The sequence below is a fragment of the [Enterobacter] lignolyticus SCF1 genome (genome assembly GCF_000164865.1).
Classification (GTDB): Bacteria; Pseudomonadota; Gammaproteobacteria; order Enterobacterales; family Enterobacteriaceae; genus Enterobacter_B; species Enterobacter_B lignolyticus.
In genome coordinates this window covers 4,531,735-4,545,278 of sequence record NC_014618.1, presented here as the reverse complement: position 1 = coordinate 4,545,278, position 13,544 = coordinate 4,531,735, and the positions used below count along the sequence as shown (strand labels likewise).

The 13,544-nt window shown below is 57.9% G+C and carries 13 protein-coding genes; 10 read left to right on the top strand and 3 right to left on the bottom strand.

Annotated elements, in window-relative coordinates; all coding sequences use genetic code 11:
• Window positions 1-95 precede the first annotated feature (95 nt).
• The 8 genes from rmuC (at window position 96) to tatD (ending at window position 7,105) form a co-directional block, all read left to right on the top strand.
• Window positions 96-1,541: a DNA recombination protein RmuC gene (gene rmuC, locus ENTCL_RS21065; RefSeq protein ID WP_013368149.1), complete on the top strand. Its 1,446-nt coding sequence runs from the start codon at window positions 96-98 to the stop codon at window positions 1,539-1,541.
• 66 nt (window positions 1,542-1,607) lie between these two features.
• Window positions 1,608-2,363 carry a bifunctional demethylmenaquinone methyltransferase/2-methoxy-6-polyprenyl-1,4-benzoquinol methylase UbiE gene (gene ubiE, locus ENTCL_RS21060; protein ID WP_013368148.1) on the top strand — a complete coding sequence of 252 codons (756 nt, stop codon included), beginning with the start codon at window positions 1,608-1,610 and terminating at the stop codon, window positions 2,361-2,363.
• 12 nt (window positions 2,364-2,375) lie between these two features.
• Entirely contained in the window at window positions 2,376-2,981 is a 606-nt protein-coding gene (gene ubiJ, locus ENTCL_RS21055; RefSeq protein WP_013368147.1) for a ubiquinone biosynthesis protein UbiJ, read from the top strand.
• Window positions 2,978-4,618 (top strand): ubiquinone biosynthesis regulatory protein kinase UbiB, encoded by a 1,641-nt coding sequence (ubiB, locus tag ENTCL_RS21050; protein WP_013368146.1) that lies wholly within the window; start codon window positions 2,978-2,980, stop codon window positions 4,616-4,618. The genes ubiJ and ubiB overlap by 4 nt, the downstream gene beginning before the upstream one ends.
• A 76-nt stretch (window positions 4,619-4,694) precedes the next feature.
• Window positions 4,695-4,949, top strand: coding sequence for a Sec-independent protein translocase subunit TatA (gene tatA / locus ENTCL_RS21045; RefSeq protein WP_013368145.1), 255 nt, complete (start codon window positions 4,695-4,697; stop codon window positions 4,947-4,949).
• A gap of 3 nt (window positions 4,950-4,952) precedes the next feature.
• Window positions 4,953-5,495: a Sec-independent protein translocase protein TatB gene (tatB, locus tag ENTCL_RS21040; RefSeq protein WP_013368144.1), complete on the top strand. Its 543-nt coding sequence runs from the start codon at window positions 4,953-4,955 to the stop codon at window positions 5,493-5,495.
• A 2-nt stretch (window positions 5,496-5,497) separates the two neighbouring features.
• The gene (tatC, locus tag ENTCL_RS21035; RefSeq protein ID WP_013368143.1) at window positions 5,498-6,280 is read left to right on the top strand and encodes a Sec-independent protein translocase subunit TatC; all 783 of its coding nucleotides are present in this window, start codon (window positions 5,498-5,500) and stop codon (window positions 6,278-6,280) included.
• A 42-nt stretch (window positions 6,281-6,322) separates the two neighbouring features.
• Window positions 6,323-7,105 (top strand): 3'-5' ssDNA/RNA exonuclease TatD, encoded by a 783-nt coding sequence (gene tatD, locus ENTCL_RS21030; protein ID WP_013368142.1) that lies wholly within the window; start codon window positions 6,323-6,325, stop codon window positions 7,103-7,105.
• Between the two features lie 2 nt (window positions 7,106-7,107).
• Here the strand turns inward: tatD and rfaH are convergent, their stop codons facing one another.
• Window positions 7,108-7,596 carry a transcription/translation regulatory transformer protein RfaH gene (gene rfaH, locus ENTCL_RS21025; RefSeq protein ID WP_013368141.1) on the bottom strand — a complete coding sequence of 163 codons (489 nt, stop codon included), beginning with the start codon at window positions 7,594-7,596 and terminating at the stop codon, window positions 7,108-7,110.
• A gap of 173 nt (window positions 7,597-7,769) precedes the next feature.
• Between rfaH and ubiD the strand changes: the two genes are divergently transcribed.
• Together ubiD and fre are read left to right on the top strand one after the other, a co-directional pair.
• On the top strand, window positions 7,770-9,254 hold the full coding sequence (ubiD, locus tag ENTCL_RS21020) for a 4-hydroxy-3-polyprenylbenzoate decarboxylase (protein ID WP_013368140.1): 1,485 nt from the start codon (window positions 7,770-7,772) through the stop codon (window positions 9,252-9,254).
• A 41-nt stretch (window positions 9,255-9,295) separates the two neighbouring features.
• On the top strand, window positions 9,296-10,000 hold the full coding sequence (gene fre / locus ENTCL_RS21015; protein ID WP_013368139.1) for an NAD(P)H-flavin reductase: 705 nt from the start codon (window positions 9,296-9,298) through the stop codon (window positions 9,998-10,000).
• Between the two features lie 85 nt (window positions 10,001-10,085).
• Here the strand turns inward: fre and fadA are convergent, their stop codons facing one another.
• The gene (fadA, locus tag ENTCL_RS21010) at window positions 10,086-11,249 is read right to left on the bottom strand and encodes an acetyl-CoA C-acyltransferase FadA (RefSeq protein WP_013368138.1); all 1,164 of its coding nucleotides are present in this window, start codon (window positions 11,247-11,249) and stop codon (window positions 10,086-10,088) included.
• 9 nt (window positions 11,250-11,258) lie between these two features.
• Window positions 11,259-13,448 (bottom strand): fatty acid oxidation complex subunit alpha FadB, encoded by a 2,190-nt coding sequence (fadB, locus tag ENTCL_RS21005; RefSeq protein ID WP_013368137.1) that lies wholly within the window; start codon window positions 13,446-13,448, stop codon window positions 11,259-11,261.
• Between the last annotated feature and the right edge of the window lie 96 nt (window positions 13,449-13,544).

Below are 13,544 nucleotides of genomic sequence, written 5' to 3'. Positions count from 1 at the left end.
TTTGCGTAGCGCCTCGCAGGAAACTCCTTTCAAACTGGACGTTTATACAGCACAATTCTATTTTGTGCGGGTAATACCTTGATGCAGGGGGCGTTGTGGATATCTCTATCATTATTTATGCCGTTGTGGCGCTCGCGGCCATGCTGGTCGGGTGGCTGGCGGCAAGCTACCGTCATGCGCAGCAGCAGGCGGATTTGCTGGCCGAGCAGCGGGATATCTTTGGCGAGCTAAGCGCGGTAAAGCAGCAGCTTGCGCAAAACGAGCACTGGCGCGACGAGTGCGCGCTGCTGAACAACGAACTGCGCAGCCTGCGTGAGATCAACACCTCGTTGGAGGCGGATCTCCGCGAGGTTTCCACCCGTCTGGAATCCACCCAGCTGCACGCCGAAGACAACATTCGCCAGATGATGAACAGCGAACAGCGCCTCAGCGAGCAGTTTGAAAACCTTGCCAACCGCATCTTTGAGCACAGCAACCGACGGGTAGATGAACAAAACCGGCAAAGCCTGCATGGGCTGCTGACGCCGCTGCGCGAGCAGCTGGACGGCTTTCGCCGCCAGGTGCAGGAGAGTTTTGGCCAGGAGGCGAGGGAGCGTCACACGCTGGCCCATGAGATCCGCAACCTGCAGCAGCTGAATGCGCAGATGGCGCAGGAGGCCGTCAATCTGACGAAGGCGCTGAAGGGCGACAACAAAACGCAGGGCAACTGGGGCGAAGTGGTGTTGACCCGCGTGCTGGAGGCGTCGGGGCTGCGCGAAGGCTATGAATATCAGACCCAGGTCAGTATTGAGACCGAGGCTCGCGCCCGCATGCAGCCGGACGTCATTGTCCGTTTGCCGCAGGGCAAAGATGTGGTCATTGACGCCAAAATGACGCTGGTGGCCTATGAGCGCTACTTCAATGCGGAAGATGACTACGTGCGGGAAGCCGCGCTGCAGGAGCATATCGCCTCGCTGCGCAACCATATCCGGCTGCTTGGTCGCAAAGATTATCAGCAGCTTCCGGGGCTGCGCAGCCTCGATTATGTTCTGATGTTTATCCCGGTCGAACCGGCGTTTTTGCTGGCGATAGACCGCCAGCCGGAGCTGATTACCGAAGCGCTGAAAAACAATATCATGCTGGTCAGCCCCACGACGCTGCTGGTGGCGCTGCGCACGATAGCCAATCTGTGGCGCTATGAGCACCAGAGCCGCAACGCGCAGCAGATCGCCGATCGCGCCAGCCGCCTGTACGACAAAATGCGGCTGTTTGTTGATGATATGTCGGCGATGGGGCAGAGCCTCGACAAAGCCCAGGACAACTATCGGCAGGCCATGAAAAAACTGGCCACCGGCCGTGGCAATTTGCTGGTACAGGCGGAGTCCTTTCGCAGCCTTGGCGTTGAGGTTAAACGCGAGATTAATCCCGATTTAGTCGAGCAGGCCACGGCGGAAGAGGAAGAGCCGCGCTTGCACGACGCTCAGGCGTCAAATGAAGACAGCGACTTAACCGCGCCTGATACGCCGCGCGGCGTTGCTCCTCGCTTTTCGCAGCAAGGTTGAACCATAGGGTAAACGCGCCCAATCTGTTACACTCGACGGACATTTTCTGGATAAGCAGGCATTGAGATGGTTGAGGATTCACAAGAAACGACGCACTTTGGCTTCCAGACGGTCGCCAAATCGCAGAAGGCTGACATGGTGGCACATGTATTCCATTCTGTAGCCGCTAAGTATGATGTCATGAATGACCTGATGTCATTTGGTATCCATCGTTTGTGGAAGCGCTTCACCATTGACTGCAGCGGCGTGCGCCGCGGGCAGAAAGTGCTCGACCTGGCGGGTGGAACCGGCGATCTGACGGCGAAGTTTTCCCGTCTGGTTGGCGAAACGGGCCGCGTCGTTCTTGCTGATATCAACGACTCAATGCTCAAAATGGGCCGTGAAAAGCTGCGCAACATCGGCGTGGTTGGCAACGTGGAATATGTGCAGGCGAACGCCGAAGCGCTGCCTTTCCCGGATAACACGTTTGACTGCATCACCATTTCTTTTGGTCTTCGCAACGTCACCGACAAAGACAAAGCGCTGCGCTCCATGTATCGCGTGCTCAAGCCGGGCGGACGTCTGCTGGTGCTGGAATTTTCCAAACCGATTATCGAACCGCTGAGCAAAGCCTACGATGCCTACTCGTTCCACATTCTGCCGCGTATTGGTGAAATGGTGGCCAACGATGCGGAAAGCTATCGCTATCTGGCGGAATCTATTCGTATGCATCCGGATCAGCCGACGCTGAAGGCGATGATGCAGGATGCCGGTTTTGACAGCGTGGATTACTACAACCTGACGGCGGGCATTGTGGCGCTGCATCGCGGCTACAAGTTCTGACAGGAGTGCATCATGCCTTTTCAACCCTTAGTGACCGCAGGTATTGAAAGCGCGCTGAATACCTTCCTGTGGCGCGAGCGCGCGCTGAAACCGGCGCGCCAGCGGCTGCTGGGGAAAGTGCTGCGTGTGGAGTTGAAAGAGTTCACGTCGCCGCTGGTGCTGGTGTTCAGCGATAGGCAGATTGACGTGCTCGGCGCATGGGAAGGTGAGGCCGACTGCACGGTTACGACGCGCGTTGGCGTACTGCCGCAGCTGCGCAACCGACAGCAGCTGACGGCGCTTATCCGCAGTGGCGATCTCGAAGTCGACGGCGATCTGCAGGTCGTACAGAATTTTGTCGCGCTCGCTGATCTGGCGGAATTCGATCCTGCCGAACTGCTGGCGCCCTACACCGGCGATATCGCCGCCGAGGGCGTCAGTAAAGCGCTGCGGGGCGGCGCAATGTTCCTCAAACGCGGTCTTCAGCGCCAGCAGCGCTATGTTGCGGAAGCAATCACCGAAGAGTGGCGCATGGCGCCGGGGCCGTTGGAAGTCGCGTGGTTTGCCGAAGAGACGGCAGCGGTTGAACGCGCCGTAGAGGCCTTCAGCAAACGACTGGAAAAACTGGAGGGGAAATGACGCCAGGAGAAATTCGGCGCCTGTATTTTATCATCCGTACCTTTTTGAGTTACGGGCTTGACGAGCTCATTCCCAAAATTCGCATTACGCTGCCGCTGCGTGTCTGGCGGCGTATGCTCTTCTGGATGCCGAATCGCCATAAACATCAGCCGTTAGGCGAACGCCTGCGTCTTGCGCTGCAGGAGCTGGGGCCGGTATGGATCAAATTCGGGCAGATGCTCTCCACCCGCCGCGATCTTTTCCCGCCGCAAATCGCCGATCAGCTGGCGTTGCTGCAGGACCGCGTTGCGCCGTTTGACGGCGCGCTGGCGCAAAAGCAGATTGAAAAGGCGATGGGCGATATTCCGGTAGAAAGCTGGTTTGATGATTTCGACGTTCAGCCGCTGGCGTCCGCCTCTATTGCGCAGGTGCATACCGCGAAGCTGAAAGAAAACGGCAAAGAGGTGGTTATCAAAGTGATCCGCCCCGATATCCTGCCGGTTATCAAAGCGGATATGAAGCTTATCTATCGCCTGGCGCGCTGGGTGCCGCGCCTGCTGCCGGACGGTCGCCGTCTGCGCCCGCTGGAAGTGGTGCGCGAATATGAAAAAACGCTGATCGACGAGCTGAACCTGCTGCGTGAGGCGGCGAACGCCATCCAGCTACGTCGCAATTTTGAAAACAGCCCCATGCTGTACGTGCCCGAGGTATTTTCCGACTACTGCAGCCAGAACATGCTGGTGATGGAGCGTATCTACGGTATCCCGGTATCGGATATCGAAACGCTGGAGAAGCAGGGCACCAACATGAAACTGCTGGCCGAGCGCGGCGTGCAGGTGTTCTTTACCCAGGTCTTTCGCGACAGCTTCTTCCATGCGGATATGCATCCAGGGAATATCTTTGTCAGCTACGAGCACCCGGAAAACCCGAAATATATCGGGATTGACTGCGGTATCGTCGGTTCGCTGAATAAAGAAGATAAGCGCTATCTGGCGGAAAACTTTATTGCGTTCTTCAACCGCGATTACCGCAAGGTAGCCGAGCTGCACGTCGATTCCGGCTGGGTTCCTGCCGATACTAACGTTGAAGAGTTCGAATTTGCCATCCGTACGGTGTGCGAGCCGATTTTTGAAAAACCGCTGGCGGAAATCTCTTTTGGCCACGTGTTATTGAATCTGTTTAACACCGCGCGACGCTTCAATATGGAAGTTCAGCCACAGCTGGTTTTACTGCAAAAAACATTACTTTACGTTGAGGGCGTAGGAAGGCAGCTCTATCCTCAGTTAGACTTATGGAAGACGGCGAAACCTTTCCTCGAGTCATGGCTTAAAGATCAGGTAGGGCTTCCGGCGCTGGCGCGGGCGTTAAAAGAGAAAGCGCCGTTCTGGATCGAAAAAATGCCGGAAATTCCTGAGCTGATTTATGACACTTTGCGCCAGGGCAAACACCTGCAGCTGAGCATTGATAAAATCGCCCGCGTAATGGAAGCCAACCCTGCTCGTCAGGGGCAGTCCCGTTATCTGTTTGGCGTCGGGTCGGTGCTGATGCTTAGCGGTACGCTACTGCTGATCAATCGTCCTGAGTGGGGAATGCATCCCGCCTGGCTGATGGCGGGCGGTCTGGTGGTGTGGTTTATCGGCTGGCGGAAAGGGCGCTGATTTTTGCATCATCATTAAGAAGGCGTGTAACATGCACGCCAATGGTTAATTTATCATCTGGCACAGAGGAACATGTATGGGTGGTATCAGTATTTGGCAGTTATTGATTATCGTCGTTATCGTAGTTCTGCTTTTCGGGACGAAAAAGCTGAGCTCGTTGGGATCTGACCTGGGCGCATCGATCAAAGGCTTTAAAAAAGCCATGAGCGATGACGAAGAGAAGAAGGAAACATCCGCTCAGGACGCTGATTTCCCACCGAAATCACTGTCTGAAAAGCAGGATGACGCCAAAAAAGACGATGCAAAACGCCACGACAAAGAGCAGGTGTAATTCGTGTTCGACATTGGTTTCAGTGAACTGCTGCTGGTATTTATTATCGGCCTGATAGTCCTTGGGCCGCAGCGGCTACCCGTTGCGGTGAAGACCGTTGCGGGATGGGTGCGCGCGCTGCGCTCGCTGGCATCGACGGTGCAAAACGAGCTCGCACAGGAGCTGAAACTGCAGGAGTTTCAGGAAAGCCTGAAAAAGGTCGAAAAGGCCAGCCTGGATAATCTTACCCCTGAGCTTAAAGCCTCTATGGATGAGCTGCGTGAAGCGGCGGAGTCGATGAAGCGTTCCTACACGCAGCACGATCCGGAAAAAGCGAGCGACGAAGCCAATACCATCCATAGCCCGGCGGCGAAAGCGGATAACGCGCCGCCTGCCGTGGAGAAGACGCCTGCGGCGTCGGAGCCTCAGGCTCACGGCGGCGCGCAGGCAGCTGAAGCCGTATCGACGGAACAAAACGCGGCGGCGCCTGACGAGAAGGTTAGCGCGACCGTAAAGACGACGGCACCGGTTGCCGAACCATCCCCCGTATCGAGTGATAAACCGTAAACATGGGCGTAGAAGATACTCAACCGCTGATCGCGCATTTGATTGAGCTCCGTAAACGCCTGATCAACTGCATCATTGCGGTCTTTGCGATTTTTCTGGCGTTGGTCTACTTCGCCAATGACATTTATCAGCTGGTTTCGGCGCCGCTTATCAAGCATATGCCGGCAGGGGCGACGATGATTGCGACCGACGTCGCGTCACCGTTTTTCACCCCGATCAAGCTGACCTTTATGGTCTCCATCATCCTGTCTGCGCCGGTTATCCTTTACCAGGTGTGGGCGTTTGTGGCGCCGGCGCTGTATAAGCATGAACGCCGCCTGGTGGTGCCGCTGCTGGTCTCCAGTACGCTGCTGTTCTATATCGGTATGGCGTTTGCTTACTTCGTGGTTTTCCCGCTGGCGTTTGGCTTCCTGACCCACACGGCGCCGATCGGCGTGCAGGTGTCGACGGATATCCGCAGTTACCTCGATTTCGTCATGGCGCTGTTTATGGCCTTCGGCGTGTCGTTTGAAGTGCCGGTCGCCATTGTGCTGCTGTGCTGGGTGGGCGTGACGACTCCGGAAGATCTGCGTAAGAAGCGCCCCTACGTGCTGGTTGGCGCGTTCGTGGTCGGGATGCTGCTGACGCCGCCGGACGTGTTTTCGCAGACGCTGCTTGCCATTCCGATGTATTGCCTGTTTGAAGTGGGGATCTTCTTCTCGCGCTTCTATACCGGTAAACGGCTGTCGCGCGATCGCGATGCCGAAGAGGACAGCGAATCCGAAACGGAGTCCAAAGAAGAATAATCGCCAGCCGCCCGAAAGGGCGGTTGTTGTATGGGAGTCTGTATGTTTGATATCGGCGTAAACCTGACCAGCCCGCAGTTTGCCCGCGACCATGATGCGGTCGTGGCGCGCGCTTTTGCAGCCGGGCTGAGCGGTATGCTGCTGACCGGCACCAGTTTGCACGAAAGCGAGCAGGCGCTGGCGTTGGCGCAGCGCCACGCGCGCTGTTGGTCGACGGCGGGTGTGCATCCGCATGACAGCAGCCGCTGGACCCGGGAAACGGAGCAGCGCATTCGCACGCTGGCGCAGGCGCCTGAGGTGGTGGCCATCGGCGAGTGCGGGCTTGATTTCAACCGTAATTTTTCCACTCCGCAGGCGCAGGAGGCGGCGTTCAGCGCTCAGCTGGCGCTGGCGGCAGAGTGCGGGATGCCGGTTTTTCTCCACTGCCGTGACGCGCATGAACGGTTTATGGCGCTGCTGACGCCCTGGCTTGATAAGCTGCCGGGCGCGGTGCTGCACTGTTTTACCGGTACCCGCGACGAGCTTCAGGATTGCCTCCGCCACGGGCTGTATATCGGTATTACCGGGTGGGTGTGCGATGAGCGGCGCGGTCTGGCGCTGCGCGATATGCTGCCACTCATCCCGGCAAACCGTCTGATGGTGGAAACCGATGCGCCCTACCTGCTGCCGCGCGATATGACGCCAAAGCCCGGCTCACGGCGTAACGAGCCTGCTTATCTGGCGCATATTATGGCGCGAATTGCCCACTGGCGGGGTGAAGATGCGCAGTGGCTTTCCGGGGAAACGGATAACAACGTGAGAACGCTGTTTGGCGTGGCGATGTAACGTCAGGTCTTACGAAAGTCGGTATTTTTCACGCTCTGCAGGATCTGCTGGTTGAGCAAGTTGAGCAGCAGCATGGAGCGGGCCTCGCCGTCGGGCTCGGTAAAAATGGCCTTCAGCCCTTCAAACGCGCCTTCGGTGATAACGACGCTGTCGCCGGGGTGCGGCGTCTGCGGGTCGATGATACCTTCCGGTTTATAGATCGAAAGCTGGTGAATCACCGTGGAGGGAACCAGCGCCGGATGCGCGCCAAAGCGAACAAAGTGGCTGACGCCGCGCGTTGCGTTGATGGTGGTGGTGTGGATCACTTCGGGGTCGAATTCCACAAACAGATAATTGGGGAAAAGTGGCTCGCTGACGGTGGTACGCTTGCCCCGGATGATTTTTTCCAGTGCAATCATAGGCGTCAGGCAATTTACCGCCTGTCGTTCGAGATGTTCCTGGGCACGCTGAAGTTGCCCGCGTTTGCAGTACAGTAAATACCAGGCTTGCATAATCACTCTTTCCAAAATTTCGCAGCAAGCATAACAAAAGCACGCCGCGATAGCGAAGGCGATTCTTGCCTGTGCGGATGTTCTCAGACTTCACGCTAATTTAACAAAATTACAGCATAGCGCGGCTGAAGGCCGTATAATGAAGCGCTTACAAAGAGGTTATTGTTGACTCCATGAAATACCACGATCTGCGCGACTTTCTGACACTGCTGGAACAACAGGGCGAGCTTAAACGCATCACCCTGCCTGTCGATCCCCATCTTGAGATCACCGAAATTGCCGATCGTACCCTGCGTGCGGGAGGCCCGGCGCTGCTGTTTGAAAACCCGAAGGGTTTCGACATGCCGGTGCTGTGCAACCTGTTCGGCACGCCGCGTCGTGTCGCCATGGGCATGGGGCAAGAGGATGTCAGCGCGCTGCGTGAAGTCGGAAAGCTGCTGGCGTTCCTGAAAGAGCCTGAACCGCCGAAAGGGTTCCGCGACCTGTTCGATAAGCTGCCGCAGTTTAAGCAGGTACTGAATATGCCGACGAAGCGCCTGCGTAACGCGCCGTGCCAGCAGAAAATGATGCAGGGCGACGACGTGGATCTTAACCGTATTCCGATAATGACCTGCTGGCCGGAAGACGCCGCGCCGCTCATTACCTGGGGGCTGACGGTGACCCGCGGGCCGCATAAAGAGCGGCAGAATCTCGGAATTTATCGTCAGCAGCTCATCGGGCGCAACAAGCTTATTATGCGCTGGCTGTCGCACCGCGGCGGTGCGCTGGATTTTCAGGAGTGGTGCGCGGCGCATCCGGGCGAACGTTTTCCGGTATCGGTCGCGCTGGGGGCCGATCCGGCCACCATTCTTGGCGCGGTCACGCCGGTGCCGGATACGCTGTCTGAGTACGCGTTTGCCGGGCTGCTGCGCGGCACCAAAACCGAAGTTGTGAAGTGTATTTCCAACGATCTCGAAGTGCCGGCCAGCGCGGAGATCGTGCTGGAAGGCTATATTGAAGCGGGTGAAACGGCGCCGGAAGGCCCGTATGGCGACCATACGGGCTACTACAATGAAGTGGATAGCTTCCCGGTATTTACCGTAACCCATGTGACGCAGCGCGAAGATGCGATTTACCACTCCACCTATACTGGCCGTCCGCCCGATGAGCCTGCGGTGCTGGGCGTGGCGCTGAACGAAGTGTTTGTCCCGATTCTGCAAAAGCAGTTCCCGGAGATTGTCGATTTCTATCTGCCGCCGGAAGGGTGCTCCTATCGCCTGGCGGTGGTGACCATGAAGAAGCAATACGCCGGGCATGCCAAGCGCGTCATGATGGGCGTCTGGTCGTTCCTGCGGCAGTTTATGTATACCAAGTTCGTGATTGTCTGCGATGACGACGTGAACGCGCGTGACTGGAACGACGTGATATGGGCGATAACAACCCGCATGGACCCGGCGCGTGATACGGTACTGGTGGAAAATACGCCAATAGATTATCTGGACTTTGCCTCGCCGGTTTCCGGTTTGGGCTCAAAGATGGGGCTGGACGCCACAAATAAATGGCCTGGCGAAACCCAGCGTGAATGGGGTCGTCCGATTAAAAAAGATCCCGAGGTGACGGCGAGAATCGACGCCATCTGGGACGAACTGGCTATCTTTAATGACGGTAAAAGCGCCTGAGGGCGGCCGTGTTTGCCATATAGACCCGACAGAGGGAGCGCATGACAACCTTAAGCTGTAAAGTGACATCGGTAGAAGCGATTACCGACACGGTATATCGCGTTCGTTTAGAACCCGAAGCGGCATTTTCCTTTCGCGCTGGCCAGTACCTGATGGTAGTGATGGACGAGCGGGACAAACGCCCGTTCTCCATGGCGTCCACGCCCGCAGAGCACACGTTTATTGAGCTGCATATCGGCGCGTCCGAGCTGAACCTGTACGCGATGGCGGTGATGGATCGCATTCTGAAAGAGCGCGAGATCGTAGTGGATATTCCCCATGGCGACGCCTGGCTGCGCGAGGATGACGATGCGCGCCCGATGGTGCTGATCGCCGGGGGGACCGGGTTCTCCTATGTGCGTTCAATTCTGTTAACCGCGCTGGCCCAGAACCCGAATCGCGATATCGCGATTTACTGGGGCGGGCGTGAAGAGAAGCATCTGTACGATTTGGCCGAGCTGGAAGCGCTGACCGTTGAGCACCCGAACCTGCGGGTGGAACCGGTGGTTGAGCAGCCCGAACCGGGCTGGCGCGGTCGTACGGGGACGGTGCTGACGGCGGTGCTGCAGGATTACGGTACGCTGGTAGAACACGATATCTACATTGCCGGTCGTTTTGAAATGGCGAAAATCGCCCGCGATCTGTTCTGCAATGAGCGCAACGCGCGTGAAGATCGCCTGTTCGGCGATGCCTTCTCTTTTATTTAAACAATAAAAAAACCCGCCCCTGACAGGCGGGAAGAACGGCAACTAAACCACGGGCCGGGCTGCATGTCGCAGCCCGGCTTTTTTTCTATACGCGTTCAAAGACGGTAGCGATACCCTGGCCTAAGCCGATACACATCGTCGCCAGACCAAACTGGGCGTCTTTACGCTCCATTAGGTTGATGAGCGTGGTGCTGATGCGCGCACCCGAGCAGCCCAGCGGGTGACCCAGGGCGATTGCGCCGCCGTTGAGGTTGATCTTCTCATCGATCTGCTCCATCAGCCCCAGATCCTTAATACACGGCAGGATCTGCGCGGCGAACGCCTCGTTCATTTCGAAAAGATCGATATCGCTGGTGGTAAGGCCGGCTTTTTTCAGCGCCAGCTTCGACGCCGGAACCGGGCCGTAACCCATGATGGACGGGTCGCAGCCGACGACCGCCATTGAGCGCACGCGGGCGCGCGGAGCCAGGCCCAGCTCGCGGGCGCGGCTTTCGCTCATCACCAGCATGGCGGCAGCGCCATCGGAGAGGGCGGAAGAGGTGCCTGCGGTCACGGTGCCGGTCACCGGGTCAAACGCCGGGCGCAGCGTGGACAGCGCTTCGACGGTGGTTTCCGGGCGGATAACCTCATCGTAGTTAAACTGCTTCAGCACGCCGTCGGCATCATGGCCGCCGGTCGGGATGATTTCATTTTTGAAGCCGCCCGACTGGGTGGCGGCCCAGGCGCGAGCATGGGAGCGCGCGGCAAAGGCGTCCTGCATTTCGCGGCTGATGCCGTGCAGACGGGAGAGCATCTCTGCGGTCAGACCCATCATACCCGCCGCTTTGGCGACGTTGCGGCTCATCCCCGGGTGGAAGTCCACGCCGTGGCTCATCGGCACGTGACCCATGTGTTCCACGCCGCCGATCAGGCAGACCTGGGCGTCGCCGGTCATGATCATCCGGGCAGCGTCATGCAGCGCCTGCATCGAGGAACCGCACAGGCGGTTGACGGTAACGGCCGGTACCGAGTGCGGAATTTCCGCCAGCAGCGCGGCGTTACGGGCGATGTTGAAGCCCTGCTCCAGGGTTTGCTGTACGCAGCCCCAGTAAATGTCGTCAATCGCAGTAGCGTCCAGCGCCGGGTTGCGCGCCAGCAGGCTGCGCATCAGGTGCGCTGAGAGATCCTCTGCGCGCACGTTGCGAAATGCGCCGCCTTTTGAACGGCCCATCGGGGTACGAATTGCATCGACAATGACAACCTGTTCCATTGTGACTCCTTAAGCCGTTTTCAGCTCGCCGACCGGACGGGCGGGCTCAACCGGGGGATAATATGCTTCGTTATGGCGCGCTTTGTCGCGCAGGCCTGCCGGTACCTCATACAGTGCGCCGAGGTGCTGGAACTGCTGCGCCATATCGAGATACTTCGCGCTGCCCAGGGTATCCAGCCAGCGGAAGGCGCCACCGTGGAACGGAGGGAAACCTAAACCATACACCAGCGCCATATCGGCTTCCGCCGGGCTTGCGATAATGCCTTCTTCCAGACAGCGCACCACTTCGTTGACCATCGGAATCATCATGCGGGCGACGATCTCTTCGTCGGTGAAGTCGCGTTTTGGTTTGCTGACCTCGGCGAGCAGGCCGTCCACGGCCGGGTCCTCCTCTTTTTTCGGCTTGCCTTTGCTGTCTTCTTTATAACGCCAGAAGCCGAGACCGTTTTTCTGGCCATAGCGGCTGGCATCAAACAGCGCATCGATAGCGTCGCGGTAATCTTTCTGCATCCGCTGCGGGAACCCCGCCGCCATCACCGCCTGAGCGTGGTGCGCGGTGTCGATACCGACGACGTCCAGCAGATACGCCGGGCCCATCGGCCAGCCGAACTGTTTTTCCATCACTTTATCGACTTTGCGGAAATCCGCGCCGTCGCGCAGCAGCTGGCTGAAGCCGGCAAAGTACGGAAACAGCACGCGGTTGACAAAGAATCCGGGGCAGTCGTTCACCACGATCGGCGTTTTGCCCATCTTGCTCGCCCATGCCACGACTTTGGCGATGGTATCGTCAGAGGTCTTCTCGCCGCGAATCACCTCAACCAGCGGCATGCGGTGTACCGGGTTAAAGAAGTGCATGCCGCAGAAGTTTTCCGGGCGCTTCAGGGCGTGCGCCAGTTCGCTAATGGGGATCGTCGAGGTGTTCGAGGCCAGCACGGCGTCCGGGCGAACCTTGTCTTCGGTTTCCGCCAGCACCGCTTTTTTCACTTTCGGGTTTTCAACAACCGCCTCTACGACCACATCGACGCGCTCAAAACCGGCATAGTCCAGCGTTGGGTGAATGGTCGAAATGACCCCCGCCAGCTTCAGTCCGTCGATTTTTCCGCGCTCCAGCTGTTTGTTAAGCAACTTTGCCGCTTCGGTCATGCCGAGCGTCAGAGACTTATCGTTGATGTCCTTCATAATGACCGGCACGCCCTTCCAGGCCGACTGATAAGCGATACCACCGCCCATGATGCCTGCGCCCAGTACGGCGGCCTGTTTTGGCGTCTCAACGTTTTTGGTCAGCTTTTTCGCCTGGCTTTTGACAAACTGATCGTTCAGGAAGATTCCGACCAGCGCGCGGGCTTCGCTGGAGTGCGCCAGCGGAACAAAACTCTGGTTCTCAAGCGCCAGGGCCTCGTCGCGGCCAAAACGGGCTGCCGCTTCAATGGTTTTTACCGCCGTCATCGGCGCCGGGTAATGTTTGCCGGCCGTCTGTGCCACCATGCCTTTGGCGATGGTGAAGCTCATGGCGGCTTCAATTTTGCTTAAGCGCAGCGGCTCCAGCTTTGGCTGGCGCTTGGCTTTCCAGTCAAGCGCGCCGTCGATAGCCTGACGCAGCATCGCCACCGCGCCGTCGCGCAGCTTCTCGGGTTTTACAATGCCGTCGATCAGGCCAATTTTCAGCGCTTCTTCCGCGCCGACGTCTTTACCTGCGACGATGATCTCCAGCGCGCTGTCGGCGCCGAGCATGCGCGGCAGGCGAACCGAGCCGCCAAAGCCGGGCATAATGCCCAGTTTGGTTTCCGGCAGCCCGATGCGCAGATCGGCGGTTGCCAGGCGATAGTCGGTCGCCAGCACGCATTCGCAGCCGCCGCCAAGCGCGTAGCCGTTGACGGCGGAGAGGGTAGGGACCGGCAGGTCTTCCAGGCGGCTAAAGACGCTATTTGCGAAATGCAGCCACTGGCTTAACTGTTCCTGCGGAACCTGGAACAGGGATAAGAATTCGGTGATATCGGCGCCGACGATAAACGCGGCTTTTTCAGAGCGCAGCAGCAGGCCCTTGAGATCTTTTTGTTTTTCGAGGACGTCCAGCGCCTGGCCGAGGCTGGCTACGGTTGCCGTATCGAGCTTATTGACCGAGCCGGGGGCATCGAACACCAGTTCGGCAATGCCATCTTCCAGCCAGTCGAGGTACAGGGTATCGCCTTTGTAGAGCATGTCAGTCTCCTGAATCCAGCAAAGTAATCTGGTCGTACCAGATGATTCGGATTGTGGATTTTATGTTAAAAAAATGCAAATTACTCTTTAAGAAAT